Origin of the sequence: Wolbachia endosymbiont of Diaphorina citri (assembly GCF_013096535.2) — a bacterium.
GTDB lineage: Bacteria > Pseudomonadota > Alphaproteobacteria > Rickettsiales > Anaplasmataceae > Wolbachia.
Window position 1 is genome coordinate 1,029,277 of the sequence record NZ_CP051265.2, and the last position, 19,994, is coordinate 1,049,270.

12 protein-coding genes and 1 pseudogene are annotated in these 19,994 nt (G+C 35.8%); all 13 read left to right on the forward strand.

The genetic code is table 11. The features are described 5' to 3' along the window. Positions 1 to 3: 3 nt before the first annotated feature. The 13 genes and pseudogenes from acnA to uvrC all read left to right on the forward strand — a co-directional run bounded on the left by acnA (position 4) and on the right by uvrC (position 19,987). Positions 4 to 2,607, forward strand: coding sequence for an aconitate hydratase AcnA (acnA, locus tag HGO49_RS04810; RefSeq protein ID WP_017532420.1), 2,604 nt, complete (start codon positions 4 to 6; stop codon positions 2,605 to 2,607). A gap of 127 nt (positions 2,608 to 2,734) precedes the next feature. Then, complete coding sequence (putA, locus tag HGO49_RS04815) at positions 2,735 to 5,875, forward strand: bifunctional proline dehydrogenase/L-glutamate gamma-semialdehyde dehydrogenase PutA (RefSeq protein ID WP_017532421.1); 3,141 nt, start codon at positions 2,735 to 2,737, stop codon at positions 5,873 to 5,875. Between the two features lie 162 nt (positions 5,876 to 6,037). After that, positions 6,038 to 6,679, forward strand: coding sequence for a protocatechuate 3,4-dioxygenase (locus tag HGO49_RS04820; protein WP_017532422.1), 642 nt, complete (start codon positions 6,038 to 6,040; stop codon positions 6,677 to 6,679). Positions 6,680 to 6,803: 124 nt separating this feature from the next. Continuing rightward, complete coding sequence (locus HGO49_RS04825) at positions 6,804 to 8,261, forward strand: leucyl aminopeptidase (protein WP_017532423.1); 1,458 nt, start codon at positions 6,804 to 6,806, stop codon at positions 8,259 to 8,261. 245 nt (positions 8,262 to 8,506) lie between these two features. Continuing rightward, positions 8,507 to 8,719, forward strand: a complete 213-nt coding sequence (locus tag HGO49_RS04830; protein ID WP_017532424.1) for a hypothetical protein — start codon at positions 8,507 to 8,509, stop codon at positions 8,717 to 8,719. A 5-nt stretch (positions 8,720 to 8,724) separates the two neighbouring features. After that, positions 8,725 to 10,773 carry an NADH-quinone oxidoreductase subunit NuoG gene (gene nuoG, locus HGO49_RS04835; protein WP_026092690.1) on the forward strand — a complete coding sequence of 683 codons (2,049 nt, stop codon included), beginning with the start codon at positions 8,725 to 8,727 and terminating at the stop codon, positions 10,771 to 10,773. Beyond that, positions 10,757 to 11,782, forward strand: coding sequence for an NADH-quinone oxidoreductase subunit NuoH (nuoH, locus tag HGO49_RS04840; RefSeq protein ID WP_017532426.1), 1,026 nt, complete (start codon positions 10,757 to 10,759; stop codon positions 11,780 to 11,782). The genes nuoG and nuoH overlap by 17 nt, the downstream gene beginning before the upstream one ends. Then, on the forward strand, positions 11,775 to 12,773 hold the full coding sequence (hemB, locus tag HGO49_RS04845; RefSeq protein ID WP_017532427.1) for a porphobilinogen synthase: 999 nt from the start codon (positions 11,775 to 11,777) through the stop codon (positions 12,771 to 12,773). The genes nuoH and hemB overlap by 8 nt, the downstream gene beginning before the upstream one ends. Positions 12,774 to 13,249: 476 nt before the next feature. Further along, positions 13,250 to 14,109 (forward strand): annotated as a pseudogene (locus HGO49_RS04850) (IS982 family transposase). Between the two features lie 322 nt (positions 14,110 to 14,431). Beyond that, the gene (locus tag HGO49_RS04855; RefSeq protein WP_017532429.1) at positions 14,432 to 15,190 is read left to right on the forward strand and encodes a hypothetical protein; all 759 of its coding nucleotides are present in this window, start codon (positions 14,432 to 14,434) and stop codon (positions 15,188 to 15,190) included. A 44-nt stretch (positions 15,191 to 15,234) separates the two neighbouring features. Continuing rightward, a complete protein-coding gene (locus HGO49_RS04860; RefSeq protein WP_017532430.1) occupies positions 15,235 to 16,074 on the forward strand; it encodes a glycine--tRNA ligase subunit alpha in 840 nt (279 codons plus the stop codon). A gap of 3 nt (positions 16,075 to 16,077) precedes the next feature. Then, positions 16,078 to 18,186, forward strand: a complete 2,109-nt coding sequence (glyS, locus tag HGO49_RS04865) for a glycine--tRNA ligase subunit beta (protein ID WP_017532431.1) — start codon at positions 16,078 to 16,080, stop codon at positions 18,184 to 18,186. Further along, positions 18,170 to 19,987, forward strand: a complete 1,818-nt coding sequence (gene uvrC / locus HGO49_RS04870) for an excinuclease ABC subunit UvrC (protein ID WP_012481994.1) — start codon at positions 18,170 to 18,172, stop codon at positions 19,985 to 19,987. Before glyS ends, uvrC begins: the two co-directional genes overlap by 17 nt. Positions 19,988 to 19,994: the final 7 nt, after the last annotated feature.

Sequence of the window (19,994 nt, forward strand, 5' to 3'; positions counted from 1 at the left end):
AGGATGAACAATTCTTTAAATGCAAAGACGACTTTAAATATTGATGGAAGGTTATATAACTACTTTAACCTAAGTAACGCTGGTAAATTCTTAGGAGTAAATTTAACCAAATTGCCTTGTTCACTCAAGGTATTGCTTGAAAATTTATTGCGCAACGAAGATGGAGTAAGCGTTAAATTAGATGACATAAAGATATTAGCAAATTGTGTCAAGAAACACATTAATCACGAAATTAGCTACAAGCCAGCAAGGGTTTTGATGCAGGATTTCACAGGAGTTCCTGCTGTCGTTGACTTAGCTTCAATGCGTAATTATGTGAAGAAAAACGGAGGTAACCCAAGCAAAATAAATCCATCTGTACCTGTTGATCTTGTGATCGATCACTCTGTTCAAGTAGATAGTTACGGAAGCACTTCTGCATTTGGTAAAAACGTTGCACTGGAAGTAAAAAGAAATTTGGAGAGATATCAATTCTTAAAATGGGGAGAGTCATCCTTCATAAATTTTAGAGTAGTGCCACCAGGTACTGGAATTTGCCACCAAGTGAATCTTGAATATTTAGCGCAAGTTGTATGTAATGATAGTGGAGTTCTATATCCAGATACCTTGGTCGGTACAGATAGTCACACTACTATGGTAAATGGTTTATCGGTTCTTGGTTGGGGTGTTGGTGGAATAGAAGCTGAGTCTGTGATGCTTGGTCAACCAATTAGTATGGTAATTCCAGAAGTAGTAGGATTTAAATTAATAGGAAGACTTTCAGAGGGAGTAACAGCAACTGATCTAGTGCTAACGATTACTAATATCCTGAGAACAAAAGGCGTTGTTGGCAGATTTGTGGAATTTCATGGTGATGGCTTAGATTGTTTATCTTTGGCAGATAGAGCAACCATAGCTAATATGGCCCCAGAATATGGTGCAACTTGTGGATTTTTCCCAATTGATCAGAAGACACTAGATTATTTAAACTTAACCGGAAGGCAAAATGAGTTGGTTAAATTAGTTGAAATCTATGCAAAAGAACAAGGACTGTGGCGTAGTAATGACGAATTAGCATTTTCTGATACATTGGAACTTAATTTATCGAGTGTGAAGCCAGTAATGGCCGGTCCAAAAAGACCGCAAGATAAGGTTTTTCTTTCACAAGTGGCAGAATCCTTTTCTAAATCGTTTCCAGTTAATGAGTCAAAGGAAAGCGATAAATTCCAAGATGGAAGCGTAGTGATTGCAGCAATAACAAGCTGCACCAATACTTCAAACCCAAGCGTGATGATTGCTGCTGGCCTTGTAGCGCGTAATGCAGTCAATCTTGGATTAAAATCAAAGCCTTGGGTTAAAACTTCTCTTGCTCCAGGGTCACAAGTTGTAACAGAATATTTAGAAAAGTCAGGGTTACAAGAAGATCTAAATACTTTGGGCTTTAATTTAGTTGGATATGGATGCACAACTTGTATTGGAAATTCCGGTCCGCTCAATAAAGATATAGAGGATGATATTAAAAACAAAAATTTAACCGTTGCTGCAGTTTTATCTGGTAATCGTAATTTTGAAGGAAGAATCCATCCTTTAGCCAAAGCTAACTACTTAGCATCTCCTCCACTTGTTGTTGTGTACGCACTTGCGGGCACTGTACAAATTGACCTGACAAAAGATCCTATATGCAGAGATAAGAATGGAAATGATGTTTATCTCAAAGATATATGGCCAACAAATAATGAAGTTGAGAGCTGTGTTAAAAGTGTTGTGACACGTGAAATGTTCATACAAAAGTATAAGGATATTTTCTCTGGTGATGAGTATTGGCAAAAGATAAAGTGTGAGAAAAGTGAAATCTACAACTGGGATGCGAAAAGTACTTATATACAAAACCCTCCTTATTTTGATAATTTATTGACTGGCAATGATAAAAGCAACATTTTTGATATAAAGGATGCACGAATACTCGCGATGTTTGGCGATAGCGTGACTACTGACCACATTTCTCCTGCTGGGAATATTGCTTCAAATAGTCCTGCAGGCATATATTTAAAAGGTCTTGGAGTTGAACCACAAGATTTCAATTCATATGGATCTCGCCGCGGTAACCACAACGTAATGATGCGTGGAACCTTTGCTAATATCAGAATAAGAAATGAAATGGTGAACACTGAGGGTGGCTATACAAAACATATTCCTTCTCAAGAAACTATGTCAATTTTTGATGCAGCAATGCAATATAAAAGAGAAGCTGTTCCATTAGTTGTCATTGCAGGAAAAGAATATGGTACAGGTTCAAGTAGGGATTGGGCAGCAAAGGGTGCTGCATTACTGGGAATTAAAGCTGTGATTGCAGAAAGTTTTGAACGCATACATAGGTCCAATTTGGTCGGTATGGGTGTTCTTCCACTTGCATTTCAGGATGGAGTAACGAGAAAGATATTTGATGGTAGTGAGATAGTGAGCATGAAAGGTGAAGTAGTACCAAATGGAAATCTAGAATGTATCATTAAAAGAAAGGATGATTCAGAGCAATCCATTCAACTCAAGTACTGTGTACAAACTGCAACTGAGGTTAAGTACTTGATGAGTGGTGGAGTGTTGAGCTATATACTTGCGCAGTCCTTTTGAGCTATCACAGTCATTAACTAGGTTTTTTGAATCGATTCTGGCTCTTTATTTAAATAATAATTTATTCGATGCAAAGTTATGATATAATCTTACCTTACATATGATAAAGGGTGTTTTGTAGATAATTATGATCAGTTCTATACAAGAACCTAACGCATTACGAAAACGATTGCAGGCATTTTATCGTGCTGATGAAAAAAGTCACGTACGTTATCTTGTAGAAAAATCAGAACTTTCGGCTGATTCAAAAAACATAGTTTACAATATTGCAAAACAAATTGTCGAAAAGATTAGAGGTAGTAAATTAGGCATTATAGATTCTTTTATACAGCAGTACTCACTTTCTAACGACGAAGGAGTAGCGCTAATGTGTCTTGCTGAATCATTACTTAGAATACCAGACGATTACACAATAGATGAATTGATAAAAGATAAAATTGCCAACCAAGAATGGAATAAACACTTGAGGCGTTCCTCTTCATTGTTTGTTAATGCTTCTACATGGAGTTTAATTATAGGAAGCAGTATATTAAGAAACAATGAAGAGGATTCAAAATTCTATCACATAATTTCCAGGTTATTGAAAAATTTAGGAGAGCCAATAATCCGCAAAGCGGTGAAACAAGCAATATCCATTCTTGGCAAGCATTTTATTGTTGGAGAAACTATAGAAAAAGCATTGGAAAGTGTGAAATCAGATGACTACAGTAAGTATTTATGCTCTTTTGATATGCTTGGTGAATCTGCTTGCACAGTTGAGGATGCGGAAGAGTATTTTAATTTATACATGCATGCAATAAAAGCCATAGGTGAATCTGCTGACATAAATGATTGCTTTAAATCTCAGGGGGTTTCAATCAAATTGTCTTCACTGCACTCACGTTATGAGTTTAGCCAATTTGGTAATATAGCTGAAGAGCTGAGAGCTAAGGTGTTGGAGCTTTGCCATGAAGCAAAAAAATATAACATTTCATTATGTATAGATGCAGAAGAATCAGAAAGACTTGAGATGTCATTAGTTTTATTTGAGCAATTGCGTCTTGATGAATCACTTTCTGAGTGGGAAGGGCTTGGCTTGGCTGTGCAAGCGTATCAAAAACGTGCTTTGTCTGTTCTTGATTTTGTTGAAGATGTTGCCATTCGGTCAAAGCATAAAATTATGGTGAGACTTGTGAAAGGAGCATATTGGGACTCAGAAATCAAGCGCACACAAGAATTAGGGTTAATTGGTTATCCAGTGTTTACTAGAAAAAGCTACACGGATGTATGCTACCTTGCCTGCGCGCAGAAACTTTTAAGCAAAGCAAGTCACTTTTATCCATGCTTTGGAACTCATAATGCTTATACTTTTGCTACTATAATAGAGCTTGCTGATAAAAATCATCCTGGATTTGAGTTTCAGCGCTTACATGGAATGGGTAAAAGCTTGTATGATTATGCAATGTCAGAACTTGCAACAAGCATCAATTGTCGTATATATGCACCAGTTGGTAAACATAGTGATTTATTGCCATATCTTATTAGGCGCCTTCTTGAAAATGGAGCTAATAGCTCGTTTGTCAATCAAGTAAATGATTCTGACGTTAAAATTGAAGAATTAGTCTCAGATCCATTAGAAAAAGTAAAAAGCTTAGAATATGAGCCTCATCCAAGCATTCTGTTGCCACGAGATATTTTTGGAGAGGAAAGAAAAAACTCCTTGGGGATGGATATTAGCGATTCAATTACAGTTTCGCAATTCGCAAATGATATAAGAGAATTTAGTGAAAAGAAATGGCAGGTTGGCCCTATAATTGATGGAGAGTCGCTTTTTGACAGTGCGAAATTTACTGAAGTAGTCAATCCTGCACATTTGGAAAATGTAATTGGAGAGGCGTCAAGCACAACAAGTGATCAAGCTTTAAATGCTCTTAAAATAGCAGATATTGCTTTTACTGAATGGCAGAATGTTTCAGCAGAAGAACGTGCTAAGCACCTTGAAAGAGCTGCGGATTTGCTTGAAGAAAGAATGAAAGAATTAATTTACATTCTAATAGTGGAAGCAGGAAAAATTTTGTCCGATGCAATAGCAGAAGTAAGAGAGGCAATCGACTTTTTGCGTTATTATGCAGTGATAGCAAAAAATAAACTGAATGACTGGAAAAAATTGCCAGGTCCAACAGGTGAAGATAACTTCATCTTTTTTGAAGGCAGAGGAGTTTTTTTGTGCATATCACCATGGAATTTTCCACTTGCTATCTTCATTGGACAGATTTCAGCTGCGCTTGCAGCAGGTAATGCAGTGCTGGCAAAGCCGGCAGAACAAACACCAATTATTGCCTATGAAGCCATTAAGATACTACATGAAGCTGGGATACCAAAGAATGTATTGCATCTTGTTCCAGGAGATGGTCAATATTTAGGTAAAATATTAGTGCCAGATAATAGAATTTCCGGTGTAGCTTTTACTGGTTCAACACAAACTGCTCAAATAATCAATCGAATGCTTGCTAGCAGAGATGGTCCTATTGTGCCACTTATCGCTGAAGCTGGTGGATTAAATGCTATGATTGTTGATAGCTCTGCTCTTTTAGAGCAAGTGACTACGGATGTTTTGCTTTCTGCATTTCGGAGTAGCGGTCAACGCTGCTCCGCGCTTAGAGTGCTATTTATTCAAGAAGATATAGCAGAAAAACAGATAAAAATGATATGCGATGCGACTCAAGAATTAAAGATTGGTGATCCAATACAACTGAGCACGGATATTGGGCCAATAATTGACAAAGTATCTATTGATATGCTGACTAAACATACGGAGAAAATGTCAAGGGACAAAGATTCAAACCTTCTTTCCAAGGTCCCTATGGGTACAAATTCTCATAACGGTTATTTCTTTCCTCCATATGTTTATGAGATACAAAAAATTTCGCAATTAAAGCAAGAAGTGTTTGGACCTATTTTACATATCATACGTTTTAATAAGTCGCAGTTAAATGAAGTTATAAGTGATATAAACAATACAGGATATGGACTTACGTTTTCTTTGCAAAGCCGTGTACAAAGTCAGATCGATTTAATAAGCAAGAAAATATCAGTTGGAAATGTATACATCAATCGCAATCAAATAGGTGCAGCAGTTGGAATACAACCATTTGGTGGCAGAGGACTATCGGGTACCGGACCAAAAGCTGGTGGTCCTAATTATCTGCAACGTTTTTCTACAGAAAAGGTTGTAAGTGTCAACACTACAGCATGTGGCGGTAACATTACACTTGCGTGTTTGGATTGATTTGCAATTTCTAAATTGGAAGTCCGTGCAGTTGTGTATGCAGTGTTGAAATCTGAAATACACTGAAGGGATAGCTGTGATTCTAAGGAGGCTTCAAAGAAAGTCTTATCTTTAATAAAAGAAAAAGGTTGCTATAATTCTGATAAAAGCACTATAAACAAAATGAATGTGAAAAATATCTTATTAGCGTTTTTAGTACAATCTGTATTAGGTGTATCATTATTTGCAGCTGATCCTATTTTGCTTAATTGTATTGAAACTCCAGGGATTTATGATCTTGAAACAAGGCCAAAAAGCTTTAACTCTTCAAATAATTTAAGAAGAAAGCCTGGCTCTCCAAATAGTGCAGCAGGAGAATTAATAAATGTAGTGGGTAGAGTTACTGATGTAAACTGCTTACCAATACAAAATGCTGTGGTTTCTATATGGCACGCAGACTCACTTGGCATGAGCTATTATGATGAAAGTGTGGAGCTTGATCCAAATTTTGCTGGATCAGGAAGATTTGTAGTAAATAACCTTGGCTATTATAATTTTATTACAATAGTACCAGGTAAAATTGGTGATAGGGCTCCACACATCAACTTTTTGGTCCAACATCCAGATTTTCCAGAATTCACAACACAAATGTTTTTTGCTGATCATAATTGCGATAACTGTGATGATCTTCTTCTTGGTAATCTTATTGAGAGTGGACTTGCAAGCCTTCTGATAGCACCATTTACTTATAACAATCAGGCCATGAAGACCTACACATTTAATATAACCCTAGGTGGGCATAACAAATTTTCTGATAAAAGATAAGGACCTTGCATATCAGGGGAGTTCATAGTAGTCTTAAGGGCTATTGTACTTAAAATGTATATGAAAAATATCTTACTAATGTTTTATGTGCAGCTTACAATTATTTGCAACGGAGATGTCAACGATGAAGATAACAATTTCTAAAGCTTTACCCGATTTTGAGACGCTAGTGGTAGGTTTGTTTGAGGGTGATAAGCTCATAACTAGTGTTCTACAAGATAAGCAAGCTATAGATAACATCAAGAAATTTAGTGGTTTTAGTGGAGGTTTTGGTGAATTTTTCTCCGTCACTTCATCAGAGGGAAAAAATATTATAGTTGCTGGTCTTGGAATGAGAGATGAATGGGATGAAAGCAAAGGATTAAATATTGGTGGTAAAATATATTGTGAGCTAAGCAGATTAAAAATTAAGAAAGCAGAGATTTTAATCGAAGGTAGTGCAGCAAATGTTGCATATGGTGCGTTTCTGCGTAGTTTTAAGTTTGATAAGTATAAAACTAAAAAGGATGAGAAAATTACAGAGGTAGAGGAAATTACCGTATTAGTAAAAGATGAGCAATTAAGTAATGCTGAAAGATCATTTCAGCACTTAAGGCAAGAAGGTGAGAGTATATTCCTTGCGCGCTCTTTTATAACAGAGCCTCCTAACATTCTATATCCAGAATCCTATGCTGATCATATAAAAAAAGAACTTACTAAGCTTAGCCTTGAAATCGAAGTGCTTGATAAAAAGCAGATGGAAGAGAAAAAAATGGGAGCCTTGCTTGGAGTCGCACAAGGAAGTAGTAAAGAACCAAAATTAGTAGTGATAAAATGGAATGGGGCTTCTAAAGAACAAAAGCCAATAGCTTTTGTGGGCAAAGGTATAACGTTTGATACTGGTGGAGTGTCACTAAAACCCTCACGTGGTATGGAGTCAATGAAATATGACATGGCAGGCTCTGCTGCTGTAGTTGGGGTGATGCATGCTTTAGCAGGACGAAAAGCAAAAGTAAATGCAATTGGCGTGGTCGCACTTGCAGAGAATGCAGTGGGTGGTAATGCTCAAAGGCCGAGTGATGTAGTAACTTCAATGTCTGGACAGACGATAGAAGTGTTGAACACCGATGCAGAAGGAAGGCTCATACTTGCAGATGCTTTATGGTATACGCAAGACAGATTCTCACCAAAATTTATGATTGATCTTGCAACTTTAACTGGTGCTATAGTGGTTGCACTTGGAAATAACGAATATGCTGGTCTTTTTTCAAATAATGATGAATTAGCAAACCGTCTGATTGATGCAGGAAATGAAGTAAGTGAGAAGTTATGGCGTTTTCCTATGAATGAAACTTATGACAAAATTATTGATTCACCGATTGCTGATGTTCAAAACATCGCTCCTGCAGGCTCTGGTGGAGATAGCATAATGGCTGCACAGTTTTTACAGCGTTTTGTGAATGAAACTTGCTGGGCACATTTAGATATCGCAGGCACTGCTTGGCATGAAAAAGGTACTGACATTTGTCCAAGAGGAGCAGTAGGTTTTGGTGTAAGGTTACTTAATAAGTTGATTGAAAAGTACTACGAAGCCAATGATTAAAGGTCTTTATACTGGATTTATGGCTTGACTCACAGCTACATGAACGTTTGTTTTCGAGGCGCAGCAAATGAAAGTAGCTGATGCATATTTCTTTTTTTCTGGTCAAGCACTGGAATGATATTAAGGAGTAACTTTTTATTTAAGCAATGATTATAATAAGAGATCTATTGAAATTTTAAAGTTATTAAATATTGACGCTATATACTTAAGTGTTAAAATAGAATGAAAAGTTTTTAGGAGTTTATATGGCAGCAGGTGGGAAAGCAAAGACAGCTAGTAAAAATAACCCTACTCAGCGTAAGAAGGCCGAGCAAAAAATGTATAAAGATAAACCGGTAAAACCTGTTAGATATATAGATCGTGACTCGCGCATGAATTATATGTCTGCTCAATATGACAACGGCAATCTGGTTGAAGATGAGATAAGCGGCAATCCTATAAAGTGGGAAGCTGTATAATAGTTGTGGTTAAAGTTACTATTAATTCTAAGGAATGTGAAGTAGAGCATGGGCTCACCATAATTCAAGCTTGTGAAGTTGTGGGCGTTGAAATTCCGCGTTTTTGTTATCATGAGCGTTTAGCAATCGCTGGTAACTGCAGAATGTGTTTGGTTGAAGTGGAGGGTGGACCTCCCAAACCAGTAGCCTCTTGTGCAATGCCAGTTGTAGAGGGAATGGTTATTCATACTGATACCCCTAAGGTTAAAAAGGCACGTGAAGGAGTACTAGAGTTTTTGCTAATTAACCACCCGCTTGATTGCCCAATTTGCGATCAAGGTGGTGAATGCGATTTGCAAGATATCACGATGGCTTATGGGAAAGGAACCAGCAGACTTGATGAGCATAAGAGGGCTGTGCCAAAAAAACACTTCGGACCACTGATTGAGACTGCGATGAATCGATGCATTCATTGCACTCGGTGTGTTAGATTTTTGTCTGATGTTGCAGGTACAAATGAACTTGGAGGAATCGGAAGGGGAGAAAATGTGGAGATTAGCACTTACATAAAAAGGCATATTAGTTCTGAATTATCTGGAAATATCATAGATCTCTGCCCGGTAGGGGCTTTAACTTCAAAGCCTTACTCCTTTACAGCGCGTCCATGGGAGCTATCACATTGTGAGACTATAGATGTGCTAGATGCTGTGGGAAGTAGCATTAGAGTTGATTATCGTGGCCTGGAAGTTATGCGAATATTACCAAGGCTGAGCGAAGAGGTAAATGAAGAATGGATATCAGATAAAACCCGTTTTGCCTATGATGGACTAAAAGTTCAGCGTCTTGATCGACCTTATGTAAAAAAAGATGGTAAATTAGCCCCAGTTGATTGGAATGAAGCATTAACTGTTGCTGCAAAGAAATTAAAGAATACAAAATCAAATAAGATAGCTGCAATTGCAGGTGATTTAGCAGATTGTGAGTCTATGCTTCTACTCAAAGAAGTGATGCAGAAGCTCGGCTCGGGGAATATAGACTGTAGGCAAGATGGAGCAAAGCTTATACCAAATAATCGTGGGTCATATGTATTCAACACCACTATTGAGGGTATAGAAAATGCAGATTTATGTCTGCTTATAAATACAAATCCAAGAATAGAAGCACCAATAATTAACGCAAGATTGAGAAAGAGATATTTACAAGGTAATTTCACTATTGCAAATATTGGTCCTAATCTTGAATATCTATATAATGTTGAAAGATTAGGTGATGGTCCAAACGTTCTAAAAGAAATAGAAGAGGGAAATCATAAATTCTGTGAGTTACTGAGTGTGGCTCAGAACCCTATGCTAATTATCGGTCAAGATGCATTAATAAGAGATGATTCTGAATCAGTTTTAGCTCTAGCTGGCAAAATTGCAGAAAAATTTAACATGATCAGAGATGACTGGAATGGCTTTAACGTACTGCATAAGGCTGCAGCAAGGGTTGGTGGACTCGATGTTGGATTTGTTCCTAAAAAAGATGGAAAGGATATTAGTCAAATATTAAAGCAAGCAGAAAATGGCGAGGTAGAAGTTGTTTATCTTCTTGGTGCAGATGAAATTGATACATCAAAATTAGAAAATACATTTGTAATTTATCAAGGACATCATGGTGATAGGGGAGCGCATATAGCAGATGTCATTCTACCTGGAGCTGCATACACAGAAAAATATGCAACTTATGTAAATACTGAAGGGCGAGTACAGAGAACAAATTTAGCTGTTTTTCCTCCTGGTGAAGCAAAGGAAGATTGGTTGATTATAAAAAATTTATCCCAATATTTGGGTCTTTCCTTTCTATATGATAGTCTATTTGATGTTAGGAAAAAATTAGACACTATTGGTCCACAGTTTAGAGATGCTGACCAAGTAGTAGAAAATAAATGGGTATCAATTGCTTGTAATGAGATCAAATTAAGTAATATCCCTTTCACTCTAAAAAAGTATGATTTTTATATGACAGACTCAATAAGTCGCGCTTCAAAAATAATGGCAGATTGTACTAAAGCTTTCCATGGACACGCTGATTAATATCTTATTTGTTTTAGTACCGCTACTGCTTTCAGTAGCATATTTAGTGTACTTTGAGCGTAAAGTTATTGGTGCAATTCAACTAAGGCATGGTCCAAGTGTAGTAGGGCCATTTGGGCTACTACAGCCATTTGCAGATGCTATCAAATTGATAATTAAAGAGCCGATAATACCATTTAGAGCAAACACCATACTGTTTATTATGGCTCCAATGCTCACCTTTATTTTAGCATTAATTTCCTGGGCAGTTATACCATTTGGAGCTGAAATAATTACAGAAAATGGACAGCAGGTAATAATCCCTAAGGTAATAGCAAATATTAATGTTGGAGTGCTTTATGTGCTAGCTATATCCTCTTTGGGAATATATGGCATTATTATTGCAGGCTGGTCTAGTAATTCTAATTATGCATTTCTTGGCGCTATAAGGTCAGCTGCTCAAATGATTTCATATGAAGTTTCAATAGGTCTAATAGTTGCTACAGTTGTTATTACAACTGGCACATTAAATCTTGGAGAGATGGTGGTAGCGAAACATAATATGCCATTTTGGATTGATTTATTACTAATGCCTATAGGAATAATATTTTTTATTTCTTTGCTTGCCGAAACTAATCGTCACCCATTTGACTTACCAGAAGCTGAAGCAGAGCTCGTCTCTGGGTATAACGTCGAGTATTCATCAATGCCTTTTGCTCTCTTTTTCTTGGGAGAATATGCAAATATGATTTTAGCAAGTGCTATGATGACAATATTCTTTCTAGGAGGGTGGTATCCTCCGTTAGAACTTGGTTTGCTTTATAAAATTCCAGGTTTAATTTGGTTCGTTTTGAAGATAATTATACTTTTATTCGTATTTATTTGGATTAGAGCAACAATACCTCGTTATCGATATGATCAGCTAATGCGCCTTGGTTGGAAAGTGTTTCTGCCAATATCGGTGCTTTGGGTGGTACTCATTTCAGGAGTGTTGCTCTTTACTGGGAATTTACCTGGATCCAATGTTTAATTTTCCAAATACAAGATTAAGACGCAGGCGCTCGAGCAAATGGGTTCGCAATTTAACAAGTGAAAATAGCTTATCAGTAAATGATTTAGTTTTTCCTCTATTTGTTCACGACAGAGAAGAAACAACTGAACCAATTTCTGGCTTACCTGATATCAAATGTTATTCAATAGATGGATTAATTTCTATAATTCAGAAAGCTAAGGACTCGGGGATTAATGCTGTTGCAATTTTTCCTGTAGTTGATAGTAAACTAAAATCTGAAAACGCTGAAGAAGCATATAATTCTGACAACTTAATCTGCAGAGCAATTTGTGCTGTAAAATTAAAGGTACCTGAAATTGGTATTATTGCAGACGTTGCACTGGATCCATACACTATTCATGGCCATGACGGCATTTTAAAAGATAATCAGATGGATGTAGAAAACGATGAAACTATATCAGTACTGTGTAAGCAAGCACTTGTTTTAGCGAAGGCAGGATGTGATATAGTTGCTCCTTCTGATATGATGGATGGTAGGATAGGAAAAATAAGAAAAGCATTGGATGATAATGACTTTCAGAATGTATCAATATTGTCCTATGCAGTGAAATATTGTTCTAGTTTCTATGCGCCGTTCAGGCAAGTTGTTGGTTCGTGCGCTTCATCGAATTTCATCGACAAAAGTGGTTATCAAATGGATTATCGAAATGTACGCGAAGCAATCTGCGAAATTGAAATGGATATAAATGAAGGTGCAGATTTTATTATGATAAAGCCGGGTATGCCATACTTAGATGTAATAAAAACAGCAAGTGAAAAGTTTAATTTTCCGATTTTTGCTTACCAAGTAAGCGGTGAATACGCAATGATAAAAGCTGCAGCAAATAATGGCTGGCTGGATTATAACAGAGTGATTTATGAGTCCTTAATTGGTTTTAAACGTGCAGGTGCAAGTGCAATATTTACTTATGCTGCACTTGATGTTGCAAAAAATTTGGTATCTACTTAGCAGTGTGGAACATCTAAGTAGGTAGCTGGCCGAAGTGACTTGACAAACCTTCCCACTTTCCTTATCATATCAATAAGAGTATTTATCCTTGTTTTTAATCTCTACAGATTTAATAACAAAAATTCAGTAAAAAACTCAGGTATATATTGGCAGATTACATGAAATTATAGCGGCTGCATGTCTTTTTTATTTTTTCTACATTCAGCCAAAACACGCTTATTTTAAGCGTTAGCACATTATTACAATGCCAATTTACATTATTATAGGGTCAAAACTCACTACTGAGGGATTTTTTTGCCTTTTTTTTGCTTGGTAAATTTTTTAATATTTATAGTTAAAGCTTCAGGCCAGCGTGTGACCAGTTCTTATTACCTGTTCTGGATCCCAACCCCAGTTGGGGATTAGAAGTCAGTGAAAAAGCCAGGAAAATAGGGTAAACTCCGGAAACATATTATCAAAAAATAGAGAGGTTACCCATGAATAAAAATGTAACAGAATTATTTTGCTTTGTAGACGATTTTTGCAAGGCTATAAACAAAAATTTCGCAGAAAAACTCCTGCCAAACAGTAAAAAACCTACCAGAACGCCAGGGATTACGCATTCTGAAATTCTTACTATAATTTTACTTTATCAACAATCTAGATGTGAGGACTTTAAATCTTTCTATACATATTATTTGAAAGCACTACATGGATCTGAGTTTCAAAATTTGCCAACATATAGTAGATTTATTAGGCTAAAAGGTATTTAGTGCTCTTGTTAAAGTGGCTTTGTGAGCAGTCAAAAATGACCGGAATTTCGTACATAGATGCAACTTCTATCGCTGTTTGCCATCCAAAAAGAATCTCAAGAAACAAAGTTTTCAAAGGATTGGCAAAGCTTGGAAAGACTACATATGGCTGGTTTTTGGGTTTTAAATTGCATATGGTAATTAATGAAAAAGGTGAAATTCAAGGAGTTACAATGACTAAAGGTAACGTTGACGACAGAAAACCAGTACCAAAATTAACTGAAAAACTGACTGGTCTTTTGTTTGGTGATAAGGGCTATATAAAGAAAGAGCTCTTTGCAAAACTCTTCGATAGAGGAATAAAACTCGTTACCAAAGTAAAAAAAGGTATGAAAAATACATTAATGCTTCTTGAAGAAAAGATTTTTTTAAGAAAAAGGTCGATTATTGAAACAGTTTTTGGTTACCTCAAAAACAGACTTGATCTTGAGCATTCAAGACACAGGTCTCCAATAAATTTCTTGGTGCACATCTTTTCCACATTAGTTTCATATTCTATGAAGCCTAAAAAGCCCTCTATTTCTACATTTTACTGTATTGATTAATCCGCAACTGGGGTATTCCAGTACTGGGATGATGCCATCATAGAGATCAGCTACTTGAATGATGCCCATATTCCAGTACGTATAACGGTGTTATTCCATAGTTTGAGATCAGATGTAAGAATATTGAAGATGTCATTCCAGTACTGGAATCTAGAAAAAAAGAGCCAATCCCTGGGCACTGGGATGACGATAGAAGGGGCAATGGTTATTGCTAAACTTAGATCGTTTTTAACTATTTGTCTTTTTTCTATGCAAGAAGTGTATTGATAAGTCCATTACAATTCAGTATTGTGAAAAATATAAGTCAAGTGTTAGTTAGGACATGGGGATTTTTTTTCAATTTTTGGGTAAGGTGCTAGGCAAGGTTTTTCCTGCCAAAATAGTAAGCTCTTTTTTAGGAGTAGGATATTTACCGGGTTGGCAGCATTATTGGTCTTCTTTTCTAATATTATTTATTACCGACATTATATTAATGCTTACATACGGAGGTGATTTTATACTATATAAAATGCCGAATTCAGGCATAGTTGTAGCTGCTATTTTTACCAAGCTAGCAATAGTTATGTTAGTGCTGCAATTAGTTGCAATATCCATTTTTCACATTCAAGATCCTTCAGCCAGCAGTGATGAGAATATAGTAGTACAAATAGCATCAGGACAGGTGATGACTGTTGCGCTTTCGATGCCGGCAATAATGTCAATTTATTATATTGTAAGTAAATTCTATTTAAGTATATGCAAGGCAATACTTAAATGTCCATTTTGGTTTAATGATCTTATGCATTTGTTCTTTTTCTTTATAATACCTTATTTATTTTTTAATATTGTAGAAGTAATAAAACCATGGCCGATAAGTACGATACAGCTTAGTTATAACAATGCAATATCAATCACATTTGAAGGGATTTTTCATGTGTTTTATGCAGTGATTTTATTGTACTTGACTGCATTTATATTCTGCGATCTGACTATGCATGATGCGATTGTTCTAAACAAAAGCATATTTGAGTATGTAAAAGAAAGTTCAATAGCCTTGAGTGACTATTTTCATGGCACTATTAAAAAAATAAGTATAGAATAGTACTTATTTGCTTATGTATTCAGTTTAAAAGATATACAGTTTGCGTGAATCTACAGGATATAATAAAGGTATTACAAGATTTTTGGGCAGATGAAGGGTGTACTATACTTCATTCATATACGTCTGAAGTTGGAGCTGGAACACTACATCCCGCAACAATCATGTCAGCAATTGACGAAAAATCAACAAAAATTGCGTATCTACAACCAGTAATAAGACCTACAGATGGGCGTTATGGCGACAACCCTAATCGCTTATATCAGCATCATCAATACCAAGTTATAATAAAACCATCTGGCAGCAATTTGCAAGATGTTTACTTAAATAGCTTAAAAGCTCTTGGTGTATCGACAAAAGAATATGATATTAAGTTTATTGAAGATGATTGGGAAAACCCAAGTGTTGGTGCATCCGGTCTTGGTTGGGAGGTTACATGCAACGGAATGGAAGTAACACAACTTACTTATATACAGCAAGTGGGAGGTATTGACTGCAGAATAATTCCTGGTGAAGTAGCATATGGGTTAGAGCGTTTAGCAATGTGCATACAGGGTGTAGATAATGTTTACGACATAATGTGGAACGGTAGCGGTGCAACTTATGGAGATATTTTTAAACAAAGAGAGCGAGAGTTTTCTTACCTGGCACTTGATTATTATGATACTAAAGTAGTACAACAGCAGTTTGAGGATACAGAAAAACTGTGTAAATTCCTTGTTGAAAAAGAATTGCCGATAGCAGCTTATGACCAATGTATTAAAACGAGCCATCTACTTAATCTACTTGATGCAAGAGGTGTGCTTGGTGTGAATGAACGTACAGCCTATATTGGTAGAGTGAGAGAGTTAACAAAAAAATGCTGTGAATTATATAGAGCAAAGTAGAATATGTTGTCACAATTATTGTTTGAATGTCTTTCAGAAGAAATTCCATCAAGAATGCAGAATTCATCTGCAGCTCAGGTTAAGAGCTATATCACTAATGCTTTTAGTAAAAATAATGTGAAATTTGCATCTATAGAAGTTTATGTGACTGCACGTCGCATTGCTCTTTTTATTGATGGCATAAGTGCTTTAGAGCTAAAAGATTCTAACAATGAAATTAAAGGACCAAGAGTTAATGCACCGAAAAGTGCTATCGAAGGTTTTTTGAGAAAAAATCGGAAAGGTGAAGAAGATTTACTCATTCGCAAAGTAAATGATGAAGATTTTTACTTCATTAAGAGAGAAAGCTGCTTATTTAACATCAACGGGTTTCTCAAAAATCAACTGGAGGAAATGCTAAAAAACTTTTCTTGGCCAAAGAGTATGAGATGGAGTGAAAGAAAAGAGAGATGGGTTAGGCCAATTAAAAATATTCTATGTATTTTAAATGACGAAATAATACCTATATCTTTTGCAGGGGTTACAGCATGCAACGTGACGTATGGTCATAGGTTTCTTTCAGGTGATGCAGTACTTACTGTTAAAACACCCAAAGACTATTTTGAATTGTTAGAAAAAAATAATGTCATTCTCCAGTTGGACAAAAGAAAGCAATTTATACTAGATCAGATTAATAAGTTTACAAAAGAGGAGAACTTACAACTTGAAAAAAATGATTATTTACTTAATGAATTGGCAGGGCTTATAGAGTGGCCAATAGTATTATTTGGTAAAGTAAAATCATCAGAATTACCGAAGAAAGTAATACTTAGTATAATTAATACGCAGCAAAAGTATCTTGCTTTAAGTGATGGACAGAAAATATCACATTTTGTTACTGTTGTAAATGTTAACAACAATGAAGTTGTCAAAGGCCATGAAAGAATATTAGAAGCACGTCTTGCTGATGCCCAGTTTTTGATATCTCAAGACAAGAAGGAAAACCTAGATTACTATGTCAAAAAATTGAGCTCTATTTCATTTCATGCTTCGCTCGGTAGCGTAGAAGAAAAAGTGAAGCGTATTATCGCTCTTTCAAAGTATATAGCGATATTTATTCCACATGCTTCATTAATTAAAGTTGAACGTGCTGCATATTTAGCAAAGGCAGATCTTGCAACGTTGATAGTGAAAGAATTTCCGGGATTGCAAGGAGTAATGAGTGGATACTACGCTTCTTATTTTCAAGAGGATAAAGAAGTAGTGGAAGCTATAACTGAGCACTATAAGCCAATTGGATCGGACCAAGAATGCCCTAGATCTCCTACTGCGATTGCTGTAGCTATTGCAGACAAAATGGATAGTTTGGTTGGCTTAATTGCAGCAGGTGAGAAAATCTCTGGTTCGTATGATCAGTTTGGTTTGCGTAGAATGACAATTGGTATAATTAGAACAATACTTGAAAATAATTTGCATATTCCAATTAGATTGCTGATAGATAAGTCAGTATCTTTATGTTCAAGGCTTCTATTGAATAAAAATATAACTCCAGTTGATAAGCCAAGTGAAAAACAAATTTTAAAACTAGTATTTAAATTCTGCTTAGAAAGGTTCAAGATTATTTTAAAAAATAGAAATATAAGGCAAGATGTTGTAGATTCAATACTATATAAAGTCGATATTAATGATCTGCTGAAAGCGGAAAAGCAAACTGTGATATTGGATCGTTATCTTAGTACAAAAGAAGGTGAACAGGTTCTAAGCACTTATAAAAGAGCCAGTAACATGATGAGCAAAGTGAGAAAAAGTGATGGCACTACTTATAATGCATCTTACAGTAAGAAGTTTTTGATTGAAGATGAGGAGATTGCGCTATCAAATTGTGCTATATCTGCTTGTAAAAACATCAAACAAGCGATAGAAAATAACGACTTTAATACAGCGCTTGATGAACTTGCTCGTTTTGCTCCATTTATCAATCAATTTATGGACAGTGTAAAGATTAACTGTGATTCTAATGAGCTTAGAATAAACAGGTTATCTTTGCTTGCAAATGTTGTTTCTACCTTTCATTTAGTAGCAGAGTTTAACCTTATACAGGTTAAACAATTGATAAATGCTCAGGCAATATAAGGAACAAATCAAATCATCTCCACAATCCTGTGGCGTTTATAAGATGATTGGAGATAAGAGTAAGGTTTTATACATTGGTAAAGCAAAAAACTTGAAGTCGAGATTATCTGACTACCTTCAATTCGAAAACCTTTCTGAACGAATCAGAGTAATGATCTCACAGGTTATTAAGGTTGAAATATTCATCACTGAGAATGAAATCGAAGCATTGCTTCTTGAAGCACAGTTAATAAAATCGTTAAAACCATCTTATAATATTTTGCTTAGGGATGGAAAATCTTATCCTTATATAACAATTTCTAAGCATGATTATCCAAGAATAGCGAAATATAGAGGTAAGTTTAAGAAGAATGAGTTTCATTACTACGGCCCTTTTCCATCTGCTGCTGCTGTTAAGAACACTATATTATCATTGCAAAAAGCTTTTCTCTTAAGAGTATGTTCAGATCAATATTTCTCTTCAACAAAAAGACCATGTCTTGAGTATCAAGTTAAGCGCTGTTCAGCACCATGCGTAGATAAAATTACAAAAGATGATTACTGCAAATCAGTAAAACAAGCACAAGATACTCTGCTAGGAAGGAATAAAGAAGTGCAAAGACAGCTATTTTCTACAATGGAAAAGTGCAGTAGGGAGATGAACTACGAGCTTGCTGCTGTCTATAGAGATCGATTGAAATTTCTTCAGCAAATTCAAATGCAGCCAATGGATTTTTCTTTTGAAGAAGATGCAGATTTCTTTAGCGTTGTACGTGAGGCAGACTTAGCATGCATTGGTGTACTATCTTTCAGAGATAAAGGTAACTATGGAAGCATTCCTTACTTCATTGAGAATTGTAGTGATCATTCAAATGATGAAATTTTATCCACCTTTTTGGTCAATTTGTATAATCCAGTTAACACACCACCAGCGCAAATTTACGTTCCCGATTTTATTAAGGATAAGGAAATTATAGAACAAGCACTTTATGCTCTTACTCAAAAATCAATAAAAGTTTTGCATGCGAAAAATAGTAAAGAACGTGATTTATTGAATTTTATTTACAATAATTCTCAGCATAGTCTAGAACAGAAGCTTACTGATTATAGAAATAACCTAGAAAAGCTCGAAGAGCTTAGGAAGATTTTCTCGTTACCAAATATTCCAAAGCGTATCGAGGTTTATGATAATAGCCATATATCTGGAAATCAACAAGTTGGTGTGATGATTGTTGCAGGGCAGGAAGGTTTTTTAAAAAGTGAATACAAAAAATTTACTATAAAAGAAGAAATTTCAGGTGATGACTATAAAATGATGAGAGAAGTGCTGACTAGACGTTTCTCTGGCAATATAAAAGATATAATCCCTGATTTTTTACTGATTGATGGCGGTCCAGGACATGTTTCCATAGTGCAGAATGTGTTGGAAATATTGAATATAAAAGTTCCTTTTGCTTGTATGGCAAAGGGTCATGATCGTAATGCAGGAAATGAAAGATTTTATGTGCCGGACAGAGAAGAATTTACTCTAGCAAGTGACAGTAAGGTCATGCTTTATTTACAATTGCTGCGTAATGAAGCTCACCGTTTTGCGATAACTTCGCATAGAAAAAAACGCGATAAACAGTTTTTTGCTTCACAATTAAGTGAAATATCCGGTGTTGGCAGTAAAAGAAAGAAGGCACTCATGTCTCATTTTGGTTCTGTAGAAAATATAAGCAAAGCTTCTCTAGCTGAAATTCAAAACGTACCTGGAATTAGTAAAGGTTTAGCAGAAATCATTCTTCAACACGTGAATTCTAAGAAAGGTACTCCTAAATAGGTACTCT

Excerpts from the sequence above, each read along its gene's own strand:
- glyS (WP_017532431.1), top strand. The coding sequence starts at position 16,078 with ATGTTGTCACAATTATTGTTTGAATGTCTTTCAGAAGAAATTCCATCA.
- HGO49_RS04830 (WP_017532424.1), top strand. The coding sequence starts at position 8,507 with ATGGCAGCAGGTGGGAAAGCAAAGACAGCTAGTAAAAATAACCCTACT.
- hemB (WP_017532427.1), top strand. The coding sequence starts at position 11,775 with ATGTTTAATTTTCCAAATACAAGATTAAGACGCAGGCGCTCGAGCAAA.
- HGO49_RS04820 (WP_017532422.1), top strand. The coding sequence starts at position 6,038 with ATGAATGTGAAAAATATCTTATTAGCGTTTTTAGTACAATCTGTATTA.
- acnA (WP_017532420.1), top strand. The coding sequence starts at position 4 with ATGAACAATTCTTTAAATGCAAAGACGACTTTAAATATTGATGGAAGG.
- HGO49_RS04855 (WP_017532429.1), top strand. The coding sequence starts at position 14,432 with ATGGGGATTTTTTTTCAATTTTTGGGTAAGGTGCTAGGCAAGGTTTTT.
- uvrC (WP_012481994.1), top strand. The coding sequence starts at position 18,170 with ATGCTCAGGCAATATAAGGAACAAATCAAATCATCTCCACAATCCTGT.
- HGO49_RS04825 (WP_017532423.1), top strand. The coding sequence starts at position 6,804 with ATGAAGATAACAATTTCTAAAGCTTTACCCGATTTTGAGACGCTAGTG.
- nuoH (WP_017532426.1), top strand. The coding sequence starts at position 10,757 with ATGGACACGCTGATTAATATCTTATTTGTTTTAGTACCGCTACTGCTT.
- putA (WP_017532421.1), top strand. The coding sequence starts at position 2,735 with ATGATCAGTTCTATACAAGAACCTAACGCATTACGAAAACGATTGCAG.